This window comes from Hazenella coriacea, from assembly GCF_004341825.1.
Lineage (GTDB): Bacteria > Bacillota > Bacilli > Thermoactinomycetales > Thermoactinomycetaceae > Hazenella > Hazenella coriacea.
Genome location: NZ_SMAG01000004.1, coordinates 117,995 through 137,977 on the forward strand (window position 1 = coordinate 117,995; position 19,983 = coordinate 137,977).

Below are 19,983 nucleotides of genomic sequence, written 5' to 3' on the forward strand. Positions count from 1 at the left end.
AGTTTTTAGCTGATCGCTAACTTACCAACACGAATTTGTTTTTCTTTCACTTCTTCTTCCGTGAGGTTTGACTTCCGTTCAATATCCAGTTCACCTAGTAAGGTTTCTGTATTGGAATCAATCACTGATACATGAATAATTCCATCACTATCGTATTCGAAAATCACTTCCAGCGGTGCACCTTTGGGGTATTCAGGTAAATCGATCATTCCTTCACCCACGATTTTCACATATTCTAGTTCTGAGTCTTCTCCCTCAGTCACTTGAATGTGAAGTTTACTTTGTTGATCCACTGTTGTGGTATAATGACCGCTCACCTTACTTGGGATCACAGTATCTTTTTTGAGAACAATGGAGTTGACTTCTTCTCCCTGATCGTTGAGTGCCACGACCCCCATACTGTGGGAGTTTACATCTTGTACTTCTACGATGGGAAATGCTTGACTCAGATGCATGTCAACCTTTCCTTCTTTCAAGTGAAGGATGGTTCCTTGAATAGCTGCTCCCATCGATACTACTTCATCCGGGTTCACATCTAAGGATGGTTTAATCCCTGTAACCCGTTCAATCATTTCTGGAACCATTCGCATGCGTGTGGAACCTCCAACCATTAAAACACGGTCAATCTCATTCCACTCCAGATTGGCATCCTCAAGGACAAACTCCATGATTTTCTGAGTCTGGTGAAGCAAGCTAGCGGTCAACTCTTCAAACTTCTCCCTAGTTAAGGTGACCGAGACGTTTAATCCATTGGCAGACAAGAAAACATTGGTACGTTCCCGGGAAGATAAGGTTTTCTTTGCAATTTCAGACTTATCTCGTAAATCTTGTTCTAACATAGGATCATCGAGGAGGTCAATGCCACCTTGTTTCTTAAACTCTTCATTAAGATAACTCATAATTGTGTTATCCCAATCAAAACCACCTAGGTTTTTAGCACCACCTGTGGAGAGTACACGTAATCCCATTGGACTCAATTGCATGATGGTCACATCAAACGTTCCACCACCCAAGTCATAAACCAAAATCGTTTGCTCTTGATCCAATTTATCCAAACCATACGCCAGTGCAGCCGCTGTAGGCTCATTGATAATACGTAAAACATTTAAACCAGCAATTCTCCCTGCATCCTGAGTTGCTTTTCGTTGAGCGTCATCAAAATAAGCAGGCACTGTAACAACTGCATCATCAATTTTTTCGCCCAAAAGGGTTTCCGCATCTTCTTTTAAACGTCTTAAGATCATGGCAGAAATTTCTTCTGGTGTATATGCTTCAGCATTCTCTGTACGAAATTTCCACGCTTTATCTCCAAGTTGCCTTTTCACAAACTGAATCACATTAAAAGGACTTGCGACCGCCGAACGTTTTGCTATGCTACCAACGATGGGATCTTCTCCATCAAATAGAACGACAGAGGGGGTAATTCTCTCTCCTTCACGGTTAGTCAAAATTTCCGGTTTCCCGTATTTATTGACAATAGCGATCGCTGAGTAAGTGGTCCCCAGGTCGATCCCTACGACTCTGCCCATCACAATTCACTCCTTTATTCCTCTCAACCACTTTTTTATAGACGTAATAAGTCTAATAGTTGTTTTCTCTCTTCGATAATTTCTTTTGATAAACTTCCAGACTTTTGCATAACCACTTCACGAATCACTTTTCCACTTTTTTGTTCTGTTGCGACCACTTCAATCACACCGTTAAGGTCATATTTCAAAGTGACTTCGATCACTAATTCTCCAGCCTTGTGAGGCGGTAAGTCTGTAATTTGCACTCGACCAATTAAATCTATCTCTGGAGAGTTAGGATCTTCATGTTCTCCCTGTAGAACTTCGATCTCGACCTTTTGTTGATTATCTTCACTGGTAGCATAATAACGAGTACGTTCCACTGGGAGTGTTGTATAACGAGGAATGATAATGCTATTCACAAAACTTGATTGATCAGCAGTAAGAGCTTTGACACCTAAACTATGAGAAGCAATATCTTTAATAACGAGTCGTTTTAAGGTATCAGTTAACTCATTACTCACCCGGTTCTCACATTCATCTTCTGTCAAGATGAATGATTGAATGGCTGCTCCCATCGCTACACATTCGTCAGGATTAAGAGTACGGGCTGCCTCTTTACCTGTTACCCGTTTAATCATGTCCTGAACTACAGGGATTCGGCTTGAGCCTCCAGCAAGGAGAATGGTATCTACATCTTTCCATTCTAGTTGAGTTGCCTCTAATACTTTATTCATGTAGTCTTCAGTTTTTGTGACCACATCATGAATTAATTCACCAAAAGATTGTCGATCCAAGTCTACACGTAAAGCCTGGTCTTTGTGGACTAATGTGAGAGCCAGTTGATTGCGAAAAGAGAGATCTCTCTTCGCAATTTCTGCTTTATCCCACAAATCTTGCCTTGAACGACGATCTTTCCGTAAATCGATTCCATATGTATCGATAAATTCTTGAGCCAAATAATTAACAATACCTTCATCAACATCTTTTCCACCCAGATGAGAGTCCCCAATGGTAGCCAAAATCTCAAATCGATTACCATTGATTTTCATCAAGGTAACATCAAAGGTTCCCCCTCCAAAATCATATACCATCACATATTGTTTGGAGTGTTCACTTCGACCCATTCCATACGCAAGAGCTGCTGCTGTTGGTTCATTGATGATCCTCAATACCTCAAGACCGGCGATTTGACCGGCCTGTTTGGTGCATTCACGTTGCGCATCTTTGAAGTAAGCAGGAACACTGATCACCACTTTTTTGATTTCTTTCCCCAGATACTCTTCTGCATCATTTTTTAATTTCTTTAGCAACATCGCAGATAAATCCTCAGGGAAATAATCACGACCGTCTATATTAAAACGGTAAGAGGGATTCCCCATTTCCCGTTTTAAAAATTGTACGACTCGTGTAGGATCAGTCATGGCTAAATTACGAGCCTCTCTGCCCACTACAGGTGTTCCATCGTGCTCAAAGAAGATCATGGAAGGCGTGGTTCGTTCGCCTTCTCGATTGGGGATGATTTCAGATTTCCCATATGAATTGATATAGGCAATAGCCGAAAAGGTTGTCCCCAAATCGATTCCTACAACTAAGTCATGACTCAATGGAACGCACTCCTTTCGACTTCCACACAACTTTTACGGCTGGTACTTTTTAATGATAACTTCTGTTGGGCGTAAGATTAGTTCTTTTAATCTAAACCCGTGACGAACAATATCTACGATTCGATTATCTTCTGCTAGATTATTGGTTGGTTCAACTTTTATAGCTTTCTGGGTCTTAGGATCAAAGAATTCAGAAGTGGTATAAAGAGGCTCGACTCCACGACGATATAAAATCTCGATCAATTCGCCACTTAATGTCTTCAAAATCTCAGTAAGCTCTGGTGATACGGATCCATGGCGATAGATACTCTCCATTCGATCAAAATGCAAGATGAGATCAATGTACAATGGACGAAGTTGATTCAGTTCCTGATCTTGTTTTAACTCTTCCATCTCTTGATACAAGCGGTCAAAAGCTGCTTCTTTGGTTTTATCGTAACTCAACCGACTCGACACCACTTGAACCAGAGAAGAAAAGTTAGATTGTAGGTTATTCAACATAGATACAACCTGTGTGTTTTCTTGCTGTACCACTTGGGGTAGACTGTCTTGTCGAACCTCTCTTAGCGCACCACGGTCTTTCCCTAACTGAAGACGAGTATCAGTAAAAGAGAATGGCTGACTCTGCTCCGTAGTTCTTTGGTTCTCCTTCCTGGGTTTCATAGCTTTACCTCCTGATCTGTTTAAAAAATGAAACCTAGCAAAGTAAAACTATTAGTACTTATGAACATTGATTCATAAGATGCCATGGAATATATATCTGTCAATACCTCTTATATAATTTTACTAGTAAATGAAAGAGTGTCGCAAGTATATAGGGAAGAAGAAATCACATTTATCTTGTTATCTTCATAATATCTTTCCCAAAAGTAATGTTACAGATATAAATCCTCTCAACTAGCTAGTTCAAACACGAAGGAAAAATAGAGTTGAAAACTTGGCGAAGTGTAATGCGCAAAGGTTGTCCCGTTTTCTGTCTACCTTTGTTCATTGAATGATACGAATCTTTCTGATGGGGAAAATCGGAACAATTAGGGTGATTTTTCAAACCTAAAATTGGAAGAATGCTGCTCAACTTCCAACATTACCTCAGGGCAATTATAGTCTGTTTTATGTTGGAAAACAAGCAATATTTACTAATCGTAAAGATGTAGATTCACCTAATTTCATTAATAAAACCGCTACAACTGCGATCTTATGGAGTATGCTCATCACCTGCAATCCAATATTAGAGTATAGAAAAAGAGATCCCATTCTTTGTACATCATGAGACCTCATTTCCGTGCGAGCATGACTCCATTTGATTGAGTTCCCCAACTAAAGATCAGCTTAACTATTCATGCTCGTTTTCAACTTGATAATCTTCCAATCTTACTTCTTCATAACAGGAAGGGCAATAAAGCTTTCCGTTATGAAACCAAGGGCGATTCGTCTCTTCGTCACAACGACTACACGTCAATGAATTCATCGGTTCTCCTCCTAATCAACCGATTTAGTTAACCAAGTTTTTGATTAAAAACGGACTCATAATAGATGAAAAATAACATTTTATACCTTTTAAAAAATTATACAAGATTTGCTATTTCCCTCCTACATTTTTCAAGTTCGGGTCGATGACCCTTTTCCCTACTGCTCATTGTTGAAAACGCTTTACATCGAATTACTTGATATTAATGGGTGAAGGGGCACAGTAACAGCTTTCGATCTCAATATTTTTAAAGCTAAATTTTGCCGAAATCATACACAAAAGTCGTTCCCAAATCTATAACATAAGATAAAAAATGCAGTGATGCCCAAAAGCAACACCGCATTTTCAACAAGTTATGCACAAGAAAAGCATCCTTTGTGTATAACTTGTGGATAACTCGTTCATTTTTTTAACAAATTTGTAACATCAACATAGATACAAATGAGTTTAGTTACACTTCTCGCATATGAGGGAAAAGGAGGACATCACGAATGGAAGAACTGTTGGTCAACAACATGACCAATCGATCAATCCCAATGCCTAACCCACCAGTTGGTGGCATGCCATACTCTAACGCCTCGATGAAATCTTCATCCATTGGATGTGCTTCATCGTTGCCTTGAGCCCTTTCTTTTACTTGTGATTCGAAGCGCTCCCGCTGATCAATGGGATCATTCAGCTCAGTAAAAGCATTTGCATGCTCACGACCAACGATAAACAACTCAAATCGATCCGTAAAACGAGGATCTTCCTGATTCTTTTTTGCCAGTGGGGAAATGGCTACAGGATGACCATACACAAAAGTAGGTTGAATTAATGTTGCTTCGATTTTTTGCTCAAAGAACTCATTAACTACATGTCCGAAGCTCATGGTTTCTGCCACCTCAACCCCATGCTCTTTAGCCAAAGAACGAGCTTCCTCATCACTCATCTGTTGAGTAAAGTCAATGCCACAGTGTTCTTGAATCAGATCCGTCATCGATTTCCGTGTCCAACCAGGTGAAAGATCAATCTCTTCACCTTGGTAGTTGATCTGGGTCGTTCCTAAGACTTCTTGCGCTGCGTGAGAAACGATATTCTCTGTGAGATCCATAATATCATGGAAATCCGCATAAGCCTCATACAGTTCCAACATGGTAAACTCAGGGTTATGACGTGTTGAAATTCCCTCATTTCTGTATACGCGTCCGATCTCATATACTTTCTCGATTCCACCAATAATTAAGCGTTTGAGGTGAAGTTCGAGCGCGATTCGCATATAAAGAGTCATATCTAATGCATTATGATGGGTGATAAAAGGACGTGCCTCGGCTCCACCAGCAATTGGATGCATGGTTGGGGTTTCTACTTCCAAAAATCCTTGTTGATCTAAGTAGCGACGGATACTTGCAATAATTCGGCTCCGAGTGATAAAAGTATCTTTCACTTCAGGGTTCATAATTAGATCAAGGTAACGTTTTCGATATCTTTGTTCAACATCTTTTAAGCCATGATACTTCTCTGGTAGTGGACGCAAAGATTTACTAAGGAAAGTGACTTGATCCGCTTTTACACTCACCTCTCCACGCTTGGTTTTAAAAACAACACCTGAGATTCCAATGTAGTCACCGATATCAGAGGAGTGAAAAGTCTCATATTGTTCTTCTCCAACTCGATCTTTCCGTACATAGATTTGAATTTTTCCCGATCGGTCTTGAATATGGGCAAAAGAAGCTTTCCCCTGAACTCTTTTTGTCATCAACCGACCTGCGATTGTTACAGGTTCAGCCATGTCATCTAATTCTTCTTTACCAAACGGTTCATATTTGGACAAGATTTCTTGTGCTGTATGGCTACGAACAAATTTTTGTCCAAATGGATCAATTCCCCGTTGGCGAAGTTCATCTAATTTATCACGCCGTACCTGTAGTAATTCGTTTACTGGTTCATTTGTCATGCCTTATTTTCACTCCTTCATTTACAATAGGTCAGCCAATGATCACACGGCTCGAGCTTGATCAGTAGAAGAATCATCATACTGTTCCGCAAAGCCTAGTAATAACTGAGCCATACCATCACGGGTTTCCTCAGCATTAATCTGATCTTTTATCCGAGAAGCTCCTTTTAAACCTTTTAAATACCATGCAGCATGTTTACGCATTTCCCGTACAGCCACTCGTTCTCCACGAAGAGCAATCAGACGGTCCATGTGTAAAAGAGCAATCTTCATTTTCTCTTGAGCGCTCGGCTCTGGTAAGAGTTCGCCTGTAGTCAAATATTGAACAGTTCGATACAACATCCACGGATTGCCCAAAGCGGCCCGACCAATCATGACACCATCGCACCCTGTAGTCTCTAACATCCGTTTGGCATCTTCAGGAGTAAATACATCCCCATTGCCAATCACAGGAATATCAACAGCCTCTTTCACTTGCCGGATGATCTCCCAGTCTGCTTTCCCTTTATACATCTGAACTCGTGTCCGACCATGGACGGAAACAGCTTTACCACCCGAACGCTCAACCGCTTTCGCATTATCAACAGCATAGATATGCTCTTCATCCCAACCGATCCGCATCTTTACAGTGACTGGCTTTGAAACCACTTGAACGACAGCTGAAACCATTTCCTCAATCTTATTAGGGTCCAGCAACCATTTTGCACCTGCATCACAACGGGTCACCTTGGGTACTGGACACCCCATATTAATATCAATAATATCCGCATTGGTTTGCTGATCGACAACTTTAGCAGCCTCGACCAAATTTTCTTTGTCCCCACCAAAAATTTGTAAGCTGAGCGGCTTTTCCCGTTCATCAACAAATAACATTTCCTGTGTCCGCTTATTTCCATGTAAAATCGCTTTATCACTTACCATCTCTGCACAGACCAAGCCTGTTCCAAACTCTTTCGCAATTAAGCGGAATGCAGGGTTACATACACCTGCCATAGGGGCCAAAACCACTTGATTTTCCATTTGAATCTCGCCGATTTTAAGCATGTTTATATCCTCCCTTCTAACTCTATATGAGCATTTTCAGTCACATATAGATCCAGATTCTATTAGGTCACTATCTCTATTTCTCTGTCTCACTCTTGTAGCTGATCCACAAAAGTCGTTTGTCGGAGAAATATCTCCTTTGCTAAGTTCTTTGAATCAAGCCACCTGACTACCAGTTTATTCAGGTTGTATGGCTCAAGTCGAGTTCCTAATTGTTATGAAGTCGATACCATTCGTTTAAGTGATTTAAGTGGATAAAAACGAGTAATTGGAATGAAACTGCAGCTTGGATGGGAGCAACCTAATTTCTTGCTCTACTTGCAACTGAGCCGCCCGATGTCCTACAGTCTGATCCGAGTCTGGAATCATGATTTCAGAGTTAAGTTCTGCAAGCGGAACCATTACAAATGCTCGTTCTATCATCCGTGGATGAGGAATTTGCAAATCGTCATGCTGGATGATTCGTTGATCATAAAGTAATATATCGATGTCAATCGTTCTAGGTCCCCAACGCACCTCTCGTACCCGATGCATTTTCTTCTCAATCTGTAATAGTGAAGAAAGTAGCTGAAAGGGGGACAATGTGGTATGAACTTCAACGACCATATTATAAAAAGAAGGTTGGTCTTCATATCCGACTGGAGCCGTCTTGTACACAGATGAAATGCGTGTAACACAAATGCCATGGGTATAATGGATAGATTCAATCGCCTGTTGAAGCTGAGAGAGTGGATCACCTAGATTAGCTCCCAACCCTAAATAAGCAGTTACAATTCGACTCATGTCCGACTCCTTCGAATTTCTACACCTACCGCTTGATAATGACCTGGAATCGGTGGATCAGGCTTCGTCACCCGAACCATGATTTCTTCAATCGGGTATTGACTCAAACACTTGTCAGCAATTCGTTCAGCTAGAGTTTCAACAAGTTTCACCTGAGTCCCTTCTACTTCTTCTTTGACTGTTTGATAGATCTCAGCATAGTTGACTGTTTGCTTGAGATCATCAGACCGCCCTGCGGGACATAGATCAAGCCCTAGCTCCAAATCGACCATGAATCGTTGCCCCAATCTGTTCTCCTCGGGGAATGCACCATGATAGGCGTAAAAGTACATATGATTGAAAAAGATCTTGTCCATCACTTCGCCTCCAAAGATCCACCAAATAACATTGCATCCATCATCCGACAAACACGAACAATTTCTTTCACATCATGGACTCGAACGATTGAACATCCTTGTGCAACACCAAAAGCTACCGTTGCAGCTGTTCCTTCCAATCGTTCATCAGGAGGCAAATCCAAGGTCTTTCCAATCATCGATTTGCGCGAAGTCCCCAATAGGACCGGATATCCTAACTCAACCAATTGATGAAGATGCCTCATTACTGTTAGATTTTGTTCATAACTTTTAGCAAATCCAATTCCAGGATCTATAATAATTCGTTCTTCTTGTACTCCTGCTTCCTGTACAATCTGGACCGACTCTTCTAAGTCGTTCAATAGATCTTTCATCAGTGACTGATACTTAGCCTCTTTTCGATTATGCATCAATACGATGGGAACATCATACTGTGCAACTACAGATGCCATATCAGGGTCGTATTTAGCCCCCCAGATATCATTAATTACATGTGCACCCGCAATGATTGCTTGTCTTGCTACTTCAGCCTTATAGGTATCAACAGAAATCGGAAGATCCACTTCCTGCGCTACCCTCTCCACGACTGGAATCACTCGCTCTAATTCCTCTTCCAAAGAAACTGGTGTCGAAGTAGGGCGAGTCGACTCACCACCGATGTCGATCAAATCCGCTCCATCAGCCTGCAACTTTCTTGCATGCTCTACTGCTAAATCAAGCTGATGATATCTTCCTCCATCCGAGAACGAGTCAGGGGTTACATTGAGAATTCCCATCACTAACGTCCGACCGTGCCGAGGAAATTGATATTTACCTATTTGTAGATAAGATTTACTCATTGATTGTGTGCCTCCATGCACCAGTAAATTCGTTATATCATCATGTCCAATTTCCATAAAAGGAGGTGCCTTCATATGTTATATAAACTAACAGACGGCTCCTTGAAACACGAGGCTAAAAAAGTTAATCTATCAGACATCATAGCCATATATGCATCACTTTACTTCCATTTATAAAAAAGTCCCCAACCATGGACTTCATAGAAAGAAAAAAATTCGGGTATCAAAAGAAAATGTCTCATGGTGAAAAGTCATTTTTCCCTTCGCATGAATCGAATAGTTAGGAGCAAATAGCCATCAGTAGCGAGAAGCGGGGAAAGAATTTCATTATTATCAGTTTACACTTTTATCTATCAACGATTTACTCACTCAATATCGCCAAAATATCAAAACTCTTTTCTTCTCACGTAGATATTGAGCTCTATTATAAGTAAATCCATCATAATGTTCAATAAACATCTATTCATCACTTCTAATCACATTATTTTAACACATGGAAAATAAATCTTCATCCCAAAATATAGGGGGGAGTAGAACCCTCCTAAAATAAAAAGCCACCCCATGGTATTTGGGATGGCGGAGATTAATTTTATTCTTTTTCATCGAAATGATATAAAGGAGTAGTAAGATAACGTTCACCATTACTTGGAATCACTGCTAACACTTTTTTACCTGCTCCTAAACGTCGAGCCAGTTGGATCGCAGCAGAGACTGCGGCCCCTGAAGAGATTCCTCCTAATACTCCTTCTTCTTTAGCCATACGACGTGCCCATTTGAAGGCCTCTTCATCTTCGATCTTCATAATTTCATCATAGACATCTGTATTTAAAATGGTAGGAACAAATCCTGCACCGATTCCTTGAATCCCATGTTTACCTGGTTGTCCTCCAGACAAAACGGGAGAGGTCGCAGGCTCAACAGCTACTACATGTAAATGGGGAATTTTTTGTTTAAGAACTTCTCCTACACCTGTGATCGTACCACCTGTGCCTACACCAGCTACAAACCCATCCAATTTTCCATCCATTTGTTCAAGAATTTCCAATGCTGTTGTTTCAATATGGACTTTTACATTATCACTATTTTTAAACTGCTGAGGCATAAAATAATTGGGGTATTCTTTGGCCATAGCTTCTGCTTTATCAATCGCACCTTTCATTCCTTCAGCACCTGGTGTGAGAACTAATTCTGCCCCATACGCACGTAACAAATTACGACGTTCAATGCTCATCGTCTCAGGCATAACTAGAATCGCTCGATATCCTTTAGCAGCAGCCACCATCGCCAGACCAATTCCAGTGTTCCCACTTGTTGGCTCTAAAATGGTATCACCCGGTTTTAATTCACCTCGTTTCTCTGCTTCTTCAATCATGCTGAGGGCGATTCGGTCTTTTACACTACCTCCTGGATTAAAAAACTCCAGCTTCAAATAAATATCTGCATCTGACTTTCCAACGATTCTATTCAGTCGGACGATCGGTGTTTGTCCGATTAAATCTAGAATGTGATTAGCTACTCTCATGTATAGGCCTCCCTATTCCGAGTAATCGAGTAGGATTTAATGGCTTTATCATATCAATCTATAAAAGGAATTGTCAATTATTTTCTACAATTAGTTCCTGTAGTTCTGTTCGATTAAATACATATTGCTCATTACAAAAATGACAGGTCACTTCTGCTTGACCCAAGTCTTCGATTATGGATTGAATCTCTTTATCCCCCAGCCCTTTTAACATCGATCTAACCTTATCCCTTGAACAATGACATTGAAATTGAATAGATTTTCGCTCTAGAACATCTATATCATTTCCCATAATCTGTTGTAGCAAGGCTTCAGGAGTGATCCCTTCTTGTAAAAGATTTGTAATTGAAGTAATGGAACTGATCCTTTCCTCTAGTCTTCCAATTGTCTCATCAGATGCATCTGGTAAAACTTGGACAAAATAGCCCCCAGCCGTTAAAATTTGGTCACGATTGACAAGAACACCTAATCCGACTGATGAAGGAGTCTGTTCTGAGGTTGTAAAGTAATAGGTAAAGTCTTCAGCTAATTCTCCAGATATGATGGGAGATGTTCCTCGAGAAGGTTCCTGTAAACCTACATCTTTAACTATGTAGATAGATCCTTGTCCTACAGCTGTAGCCACATCGAGCTTTCCTTTTTGATTCAGAGGAAGTAAGACTTCTGGATGCTCTACATAACCTCTAACATTTCCTTTCCCATCTGCATCTACCATCATCTGTCCTAAAGGACCATCTCCACGCACATGAATGGTAAGATGATGATGTTCCTCTTTTAAAGTAAGCCCCATCATCGCTCCCATGGTAGCTGTTCTCCCTAGTGCAGCACTTGCTACTGGAAAGGTGGTATGTCTCCGTTGTAACTCCTGTACTAAGTGTGTGGTTGTAGTAGCAAAACCCCTTACCTGTTTATCTGCAGAGATTGCACGAACTACATAATCGCTCATACTATATTTCCTCCTCATTATATTGGGTCAGTAGTATCGATCTTTGCAAACAAAAAGGAAACCCCCATTTCAGCTAGGAATTTCCCCTCTATACATAAAACATTGGTAATCGACATGATTGATTCAAACAATCCACTATTTTTGGTTTCGCTCGTAGATCACCTTTAAACCTTCGAGAGTCAAATTGGAGTTGACATCATCAATCGTTTTTGCCTCCATACATAGAAGAGGTGCCAATCCACCTGTAGCGATGACTGTGGGGCGTTTACTAAATTGTTCTTTCATGCGTGATACGATCCCATCCACCAATCCTACATAACCATAGTAAATCCCAGACTGTACAGCTAAGATCGTATTTCTACCAATCACCTGCTCAGGCTTTACAATTTCTACTCGTGTTAATTTTGCTGCTCGTTGATAAAGAGCTTCTGATGAGATGGTCACACCTGGAGTGATCGCTCCACCTAAATAGCTCCCTTGTTCATCAACACAGCAAAAGGTAGTCGCAGTTCCAAAGTCGACAATGATCAGAGGAGCACCATAAATCTCAATCGCTGCAACAGCATTTGCGATTCGGTCCGCTCCCACCTCACGTGGATTTTCCACTTGAATATTTAATCCTGTTTTTACTCCTGGACCTAAAACCAGTGGAGTTTGATGAAAATATTTCTCTATCATTCGACGCAATACATTCGTTAGCGGAGGAACAACAGATGAGATAATGACACCAGAGATTTCATGAATCTCTAGTCCTACATGTTGGAGCAAGTTGGAAAGCTTCATTCCATACTCATCATCCGTCGCATTTCGATCTGTTTTGATCCGCCAGTGATGGTATAGATGATCCTGCTCATAACAGCCAAGTACGATATTAGTATTTCCTACATCCATCACGAGTAAAATGCTTTTTTTGTGCGACATCTTGCCACCTACTTTTCTGATGAATCATGTTTATCATATCAACCTTTAATCTTTTGTTACAAGAAAACTTTTATCCGAAGAACAGTAAAATCAATAAGGAAATGATTACTGATTCCCTCCAAAGAAAAAAAGAGACGTTAGAGAACGCCTCTTTTTTATGCTTATTCAGGTTTCTTTTTATCAGAGTCAGAGTCTTCTTGCTTAGGTTCTTCGTCTGCTTTTTGATCAGTTGCTTCTACTGATTCTGATTTAGGTGCTTCCGTAGGTAGAGTTTCTGGTTTAGATGAAATAGTTGGAAGATCTGAAGTTGAAGGTTGACTTTCACTGTTTTCCTCTTCCTTCGCTTCAGTGTTTGACTCATCCTTTCCTTGGATGTTCACTTTCACATCTTTCGGAGGATCTACAATTTTCCCTGTTTCGAGCAATTGTTTAATTTGCTCTTCATCCAACGTCTCTCGAACAAGCAATGTTTGAGCTAAAAGCTCCAGTTGATCACGACGCTCGAGTAGCAAGTTTTTCGCACGATTGTAGCAATCACGGATCATCTCTTGCATTTCCATATCGATCTCGTAAGCAACTTGATCACTGTAATTTTGTTCATGTCCTAAGTCTCTGCCAAGGAAAACCTGTCCTTGCGATCGTCCGAACAACATGGTGGCTAACTTATCACTCATTCCGTATTCGGTAATCATCGCCCGAACAATTCCAGTCGCCTTTTCAAAGTCATTGCTAGCTCCTGTACTAATCTCACCAAAAATAATCTCTTCGGCTACACGACCACCTAGAAGACCTGTTACTCGATCTAAGAGCTCGCTCTTAGTGGCTAAATAGCGGTCTTCTTTTGGTAACATCATCGCATATCCGCCGGCTTGACCTCTTGGTACGATCGTAACTTTGTGAACCACATCAGCATTTTCCAGATAGAAACCAGTAATCACATGACCTGCTTCATGATAAGCAACGATATTACGCTCTTTTTCACTGATTACACGGCTCTTTTTCTGTGGTCCGGCAATGACGCGGTCAATCGCTTCATCGACCTCTTCCATCGTAATGACCTTCTTGTTCCCACGAGCAGCTAATAAGGCCGCCTCGTTTAATAGGTTTTCAAGGTCAGCACCAGAAAAGCCAGTGGTGCGTTGAGCTACTACACTCAACTTCACATCATCAGCAAGCGGTTTATTACGTGCGTGAACTTTTAGTACAGCTTCACGTCCTTTGACATCTGGACGATTCACTAAAATTTGACGGTCAAAACGACCTGGACGAAGTAACGCAGGGTCTAAAATGTCAGGGCGGTTGGTAGCTGCGATCATGATAATACCAGCGTTTGCATCAAATCCATCCATTTCCACCAATAACTGGTTCAATGTTTGTTCACGCTCATCATGACCTCCGCCTAAGCCAGCCCCCCGCTGACGACCAACAGCGTCAATTTCATCAATAAAGATAATACATGGTGCATTTTTCTTCGCTTGTTCAAATAAGTCACGAACACGGGACGCACCCACACCTACAAACATTTCAACAAAATCGGAACCACTAATGGAGAAAAACGGAACTTTTGCTTCACCCGCAACGGCACGAGCAAGTAATGTTTTCCCTGTACCTGGAGGTCCTACAAGTAAAACCCCTTTAGGAATTCTTGCACCGATCGAAGCGAAACGGCGATTATCTTTTAGGAAATCGACGATTTCTACAAGTTCAGCTTTCTCTTCATCAGCACCTGCTACATCATCAAAGGTGACCCTCTTCTTCTCTTCGTTGTATAACTTAGCTTTGCTCTTCCCAAAGTTCATCACACGACTACCGCCGCCTTGTGCTTGATTGAGCAAGAAAAAGAATAGAAGAATAATAATCACAAAAGGCACAATGGATGTAAAGACAGTTAACCAGATTGAATCACTCTTCTGTGGTTCAACTCTGTATGCTACACCTGCGTCTTTAAGATCACGAATCGTTGTTTCTTCACTATATAGACCGTGTGTAACAAATTTTTTATTTTTTTCGCTTGTTATTGTACCCTCAATATAATAAGTACCACCATCCGGACGAACAACTATGTCGGACAACTCTTTATTTTTAAGCTTGGCGACATACTCATTGTATTTGAGGTCAGTCGTACCTTCAGCTGTATTGGCGACCATATTGATTACGCCAAGGGTTACCAGGATGAGGATTAGATATAGTACTCCGTTCCTGAGGAAGAAGTTTTTCATCCCTAGCCTCCTCTCAGTCCACTTTTTTCATTGTATCATAGTCTTTCTTTGACTAACAATAGACCAAACTATGAACGGTATACCTCTTCCTTAAGAACGCCGATATAAGGGAGGTTTCTGTATTTTTCATCATAGTCAAGCCCATATCCTACTACAAAATCATCAGGAATCGTAAAACCACAATAATCTGGCTTTAATCCAACTGTCCGACGTTCAGGCTTATTGAGTAAGGTAACAACTTTGACAGATGCGGCTTTTCTTCCTTTGAGTAAATCGATGATATAACTGAGGGTAAGACCTGTATCAATAATATCTTCGACAATCAAAACATGGCGTCCTTCGACCGTTGTATCCAAATCTTTTAAAATCCGGACAACTCCAGATGATTGCGTAGAGGAACCATAGCTTGATACTGCCATAAAGTCGATCCCTAAAGGAGTGTCTATTTTTCGAATAAGATCTGCCATAAATGGTAAAGCCCCTTTTAAGATACAGATACAAAGAGGATTCAGATCTTTATACTCCTCTGTCAAACCTTTTCCTAACTCTTCAACTTTTTTTTGAATCTCCGCTTCTGTGAAAAGTATTTCCTTCATTTCGTGATGCATGGGCAGCCTCCTAAGATGAGATCTCACTATTATAAGTAAAGGCAACTGTGATCATTCCACAATCCAACGCATGGTTAAATAGGACTTCGTTTTAGACGTGATTTGTGCATCCTTTGAGCGTCGGATTCCCGGCACCCAGATGATCGTCTCTCCTGAAAGGACTACTGGGTGAACATGACGATGTTGACGCGGAATCTTGGCTTCCATAAATAAGTTCTTTAGCTTCTTCGTTCCATCCATACCTATACACGTCATACGATCCCCAGGTTGACGAGATCGTACATATAATCTGTCTAGTAGTTGCTCAGCATCGAAAACAGCCCAATCACAACAGGAATCTATCTCAGAAAGCGCCTTATTGGAAACGATTACTTCTATTTTACCCAATAACCCCTCTAGTGAAGTCACACCCGGTATCGAAAGAGAGATTTTATCATGGACACTTTTCGAAGCAGATACACGTTTTCCCTTTGTTTTCTTTTGAAGATGCAGTACTTGATACTCTTTCTGTGCAACCCAGTCTCCCGGAAGATGTACAGTAACTGAAGGATGGTTATGAGCCGCGACATATCGAACTTGTTCAACAGATTCGAGGGTTGCCTCATGAACTCCTTGCCTTAAATAACAATTTAATATTAGTTTAACTGTTCGTCGTTGTAAAGCAACAGGGAGTTGAAGAAAAGGTGTCAAAGCAATTGTTATGTAATCCTTTTCCTTTTTCAAGAGAATTTCTGATAATGATTTTTGTACAAGATCATCCCAAACTTCCTCTTCATCTCTGACCAGATCGCTCAGTTGTAAGATTGATTGCTTCATCTGAGGATTATAAGACTTTAATAAAGGTATAAGTTCTAAACGGACACGATTTCTAGTATATTCGGTAGATAAATTACTTAGATCCATACGTGGTTCGAGAAATTCTTGTTCACAATAATTTTCAATCATTTCTCGAGATACGTGTAAGAGGGGACGAACGAGCCGAAGACCACGCCAATGTCGAACTTGCTGTATTCCTGTTAATCCTTGAACTCCTGTTCCCCGAATCAGGCGCATCAAAACCGTTTCCACTTGATCATCTGCATGATGAGCCAAAACGCAAGTATGTATATCCCATTTTTTAGCTACTTGAAGAAACGATTCATACCGTAATTTCCTTGAAACAGCCTGTTTATTTTCTCCCGTTTGCTGAACCTGTTTCACCACATCGATTCGATCAACGGCATAAGGGATATTCCAGTCTTTACATTTTCGACAAACATACTCTTCATCCTGCTCACTGTCAGCTCCTCGTAACTGATGATTGACGTGAACTACAAACAACTTCCAATCATTTTGCCTGCTTAATTGATGTAATCCATACAGAAGCGCCATTGAATCAGGACCGCCGGATACGGCTACTAATAGTTTCTCACCATGATTAAATAATTGTTGCTGTTCAATTTGTTGCTTCAATTGCTCGAGAAACACCTGCTCAGCCCCTTAAAAATAAAAACCCGGCAGTCGCTCCGGGATCACAAAATCTATAGATTTCTCCCAACATAATCTTATTCCTTTTAACAACAAGAATCAAACTTCAAATCGCTGGTTGGGAACGCTCGATCCGATGAACACCTGGAAGTCGAATCGTAGACCACTCAGGTGCATGTCGTTCTACTTTAGATACAACAACAGTCATATCATCTCCAATATTTCCTTCACGGTGTCGAACTACTTTCTCTAACAAGAGATCCGCAAAGTCTTGAGGGTCTTTCGTGTCAATCTCTGTAATCATACGCTTAATAAAAGCATCTTTATTTTGCGTATGACGTGGAGCATCATAAATTCCATCTGTCATCATAATGACAAGATCACCTGGTTCCAATTGCATCTCAATCGGGTCAATATCAATCTCCTTTAAGATCCCAATCGGTGGATTAGCTGCTGAGACCATGTGCACTTGATTGCCCCTTTTGATAAATCCTGGGGTCGAACCCACTTTCATAAATCGGCCATGGGCTGTATTTAAATCAACCATTGCTAGATCAACCGTAGCAAACATCTCATCAGCTGTCCGTAAGCTAAGAATCGAATTCACTGTATCAACTGTTCGATCTTCGCTCATCCCTGACTGGAGCAAACGACGAAGTAGTTTTAAAGCGGCATTACTCTCATCCTGCGCACGCTTTCCATTCCCCATCCCATCACTAAGAGCTACGGCATATTTACCTGTACCCAGATTCATATAACAGTAGCTATCACCCGATACGAATCCTCCTCCTTTAGCAGCTGTAGCTGCACCTGTTTTTAATTCAAATCGTTGTGCAGAACCTAAGGTGATCGTCGCTGATGGAGAGCCATCTGTGACAACTTTCCGAAAAACTTGGATCGGTTCACCTAAAATCTCTGTCAATAAAGGAGCCACCAATTTCCTACACTCATCTAAGCCATCTCGGTGAGGCATCACCACTTCAATTTCTACTTTTCCCTCTTCTAGGTTGATGATATCTACTCGAGTAATAGATAAACCAAGCTCTTCTAGAGACTCATGAATCTGTTCTTCCTGTGCAGATAACACCTGTGTCTCATGTCTAATTTCCCCTGCTAACTTAGACATCACCTCCGCCATACCTGCTAATTGATCCGAGACGAGACGACGTGACTCTTTCATCTTCTCTCTCCAAAAAATATGTTGCTCGAGATCTAGATACTGTTCTTGAATCGATTCGATCACCTGATTGGGTCGTACACAATAATTCTCCCATAAAGGCGGAGCTGAAACGGGTTGCGATTTTCCATCCGTTTCAACCAAAGCCATTAAATCAGTCATTCCTTGATAGGTTTTCATCACATTTTGTTCCCAACAAGCTTCATATTTTCGGCAACCCTGACACGATTGGGAGATGACTTGTGATAAGATCTGTTCCACTTGATCTTCATCTTCTTGTCGATGCTTACCTGGATCCTCGCGGAAGCTAAATGATAATTCTTGAAAAAGTTCTCTAAATTGCTCAACTTTAGCAGCTGTTACATCACGTAATCGCTTGATATATTCTTGCTGAGCGTTTTGATTTTCTAATGTGCCTGGTATATACCTTTCTATCATCTGGAACAATAATCCAGGTGTGATCATAAAAAATGCAATGGCGATCAAAGACTCTTTGGAAGACATCCAGACTGCAGATGTTCCACCATCATAAAGGGTTAAGATCACTGATCCTAACATAAACCCGATCGAAACTCCAATTCGTCGTCCCTCTTTAAATAAACCAGCCAACAATCCAGCAAATGCAAGCAAACTGATTTGTAGAATGGCTTCTGGATTGGAAAGACTTAAGATCAATCCAGTGACGACCCCCATCGAAGATCCCAATAACCCACCACCAACTAAGGCAAGAACCAATATGAAATAACGTGATAGGACATGGGCAACCGATAAATCACCAACAGTCATACCCATAGCCCCAGTTAACACAGAGCCAACTAAAATAACTAAGCAAACAATCTCTTCATGTCGTAGAGAGATTCGTTTTTTTCGAACCGTGAAAATGGGGAGCGAATGGACAAAGATAAACGTTAAAATAAAACTAAGTATGAGATCTACACCAATCAAAAGTCCTTGGTACCAATCAAATGTTTGATAGTCACTGATTCGTAATAGGTGGGCCACGCCACTGCTTAATCCCACTACAAAAGGGGCATAACTAATCTGACCTTTCCCCATCCATTGAAAAACTTTTTGCATAAATAATACGCAAATAAGAGCTACCGCAATATGAATCGCATGTTGGGTGTTTACGGTCACGGCTCCCAAAATTAAGCTCCCCATAACTGCCAACCACTGTTTACGAGCCAGATGAAAAATAACAGCTAAATAGGCGATTGCAAACGGCGAGACACTATCTAGGATCGTAGCCCTTCCTAATAAGAAACCCATCCCAATCACTGGAAGATTCCATTTATAAATCATTTGATCAAACCAACGTCTTTGGCGAATCGTGTTCCAAGTGGGCTGCTTTTTCTTCATCCAACCTAACCACTTTCCTTTTTGAACGGTTTCTTGCATGACCGCCACCCCATTTCTCATTTTGTGACCCATTATAGCGAGGTGCAAACAGAAAGTTTGTCAAAAAGGCTGATTCCATAAAAGTTTTTTCCGACATTTTTTTAAAAGCAATCAATCATGATCTCATCAGTCAAACAAGCCCAAATCGTTGTAAAAAAAAGAGAAGTGCGTCCCCACTCCTGGT

17 protein-coding genes are annotated in these 19,983 nt (G+C 40.9%); all 17 read right to left on the bottom strand.

The window, feature by feature from the left end:
- Positions 1 to 5: 5 nt before the first annotated feature.
- The 17 genes from EDD58_RS09400 to spoIIE all read right to left on the bottom strand — a co-directional run bounded on the left by EDD58_RS09400 (position 6) and on the right by spoIIE (position 19,799).
- A complete protein-coding gene (locus EDD58_RS09400) occupies positions 6 to 1,529 on the bottom strand; it encodes an Hsp70 family protein (protein WP_131924810.1) in 1,524 nt (507 codons plus the stop codon).
- 35 nt (positions 1,530 to 1,564) lie between these two features.
- The gene (locus EDD58_RS09405) at positions 1,565 to 3,115 is read right to left on the bottom strand and encodes an Hsp70 family protein (protein ID WP_165875908.1); all 1,551 of its coding nucleotides are present in this window, start codon (positions 3,113 to 3,115) and stop codon (positions 1,565 to 1,567) included.
- Between the two features lie 33 nt (positions 3,116 to 3,148).
- Positions 3,149 to 3,778, bottom strand: a complete 630-nt coding sequence (locus EDD58_RS09410) for a nucleotide exchange factor GrpE (RefSeq protein WP_131924816.1) — start codon at positions 3,776 to 3,778, stop codon at positions 3,149 to 3,151.
- A gap of 447 nt (positions 3,779 to 4,225) precedes the next feature.
- The gene (locus EDD58_RS14880) at positions 4,226 to 4,369 is read right to left on the bottom strand and encodes a hypothetical protein (RefSeq protein ID WP_165875909.1); all 144 of its coding nucleotides are present in this window, start codon (positions 4,367 to 4,369) and stop codon (positions 4,226 to 4,228) included.
- A 79-nt stretch (positions 4,370 to 4,448) separates the two neighbouring features.
- Complete coding sequence (locus EDD58_RS15270) at positions 4,449 to 4,583, bottom strand: hypothetical protein (RefSeq protein WP_279389107.1); 135 nt, start codon at positions 4,581 to 4,583, stop codon at positions 4,449 to 4,451.
- Positions 4,584 to 5,034: 451 nt separating this feature from the next.
- Positions 5,035 to 6,519 carry a lysine--tRNA ligase gene (gene lysS / locus EDD58_RS09415; RefSeq protein WP_131924819.1) on the bottom strand — a complete coding sequence of 495 codons (1,485 nt, stop codon included), beginning with the start codon at positions 6,517 to 6,519 and terminating at the stop codon, positions 5,035 to 5,037.
- Between the two features lie 42 nt (positions 6,520 to 6,561).
- A complete protein-coding gene (gene dusB / locus EDD58_RS09420; RefSeq protein ID WP_131924822.1) occupies positions 6,562 to 7,563 on the bottom strand; it encodes a tRNA dihydrouridine synthase DusB in 1,002 nt (333 codons plus the stop codon).
- 246 nt (positions 7,564 to 7,809) lie between these two features.
- Positions 7,810 to 8,337: a 2-amino-4-hydroxy-6-hydroxymethyldihydropteridine diphosphokinase gene (folK, locus tag EDD58_RS09425; protein ID WP_131925001.1), complete on the bottom strand. Its 528-nt coding sequence runs from the start codon at positions 8,335 to 8,337 to the stop codon at positions 7,810 to 7,812.
- A 5-nt stretch (positions 8,338 to 8,342) separates the two neighbouring features.
- Complete coding sequence (gene folB, locus EDD58_RS09430) at positions 8,343 to 8,702, bottom strand: dihydroneopterin aldolase (protein ID WP_131924825.1); 360 nt, start codon at positions 8,700 to 8,702, stop codon at positions 8,343 to 8,345.
- A complete protein-coding gene (folP, locus tag EDD58_RS09435; protein ID WP_131924828.1) occupies positions 8,702 to 9,541 on the bottom strand; it encodes a dihydropteroate synthase in 840 nt (279 codons plus the stop codon). The genes folB and folP overlap by 1 nt, the downstream gene beginning before the upstream one ends.
- A gap of 589 nt (positions 9,542 to 10,130) precedes the next feature.
- On the bottom strand, positions 10,131 to 11,063 hold the full coding sequence (gene cysK / locus EDD58_RS09440) for a cysteine synthase A (protein ID WP_131924831.1): 933 nt from the start codon (positions 11,061 to 11,063) through the stop codon (positions 10,131 to 10,133).
- 73 nt (positions 11,064 to 11,136) lie between these two features.
- A complete protein-coding gene (gene hslO, locus EDD58_RS09445; RefSeq protein WP_131924833.1) occupies positions 11,137 to 12,009 on the bottom strand; it encodes an Hsp33 family molecular chaperone HslO in 873 nt (290 codons plus the stop codon).
- Positions 12,010 to 12,144: 135 nt separating this feature from the next.
- On the bottom strand, positions 12,145 to 12,912 hold the full coding sequence (locus EDD58_RS09450) for a type III pantothenate kinase (protein WP_131925004.1): 768 nt from the start codon (positions 12,910 to 12,912) through the stop codon (positions 12,145 to 12,147).
- 179 nt (positions 12,913 to 13,091) lie between these two features.
- Complete coding sequence (ftsH, locus tag EDD58_RS09455) at positions 13,092 to 15,149, bottom strand: ATP-dependent zinc metalloprotease FtsH (protein ID WP_131924836.1); 2,058 nt, start codon at positions 15,147 to 15,149, stop codon at positions 13,092 to 13,094.
- 68 nt (positions 15,150 to 15,217) lie between these two features.
- The gene (gene hpt, locus EDD58_RS09460) at positions 15,218 to 15,757 is read right to left on the bottom strand and encodes a hypoxanthine phosphoribosyltransferase (RefSeq protein WP_131924839.1); all 540 of its coding nucleotides are present in this window, start codon (positions 15,755 to 15,757) and stop codon (positions 15,218 to 15,220) included.
- 51 nt (positions 15,758 to 15,808) lie between these two features.
- Positions 15,809 to 17,224, bottom strand: a complete 1,416-nt coding sequence (gene tilS, locus EDD58_RS09465; RefSeq protein ID WP_131924841.1) for a tRNA lysidine(34) synthetase TilS — start codon at positions 17,222 to 17,224, stop codon at positions 15,809 to 15,811.
- A 106-nt stretch (positions 17,225 to 17,330) separates the two neighbouring features.
- A complete protein-coding gene (gene spoIIE, locus EDD58_RS09470; protein ID WP_165875910.1) occupies positions 17,331 to 19,799 on the bottom strand; it encodes a stage II sporulation protein E in 2,469 nt (822 codons plus the stop codon).
- Positions 19,800 to 19,983 lie beyond the last annotated feature (184 nt).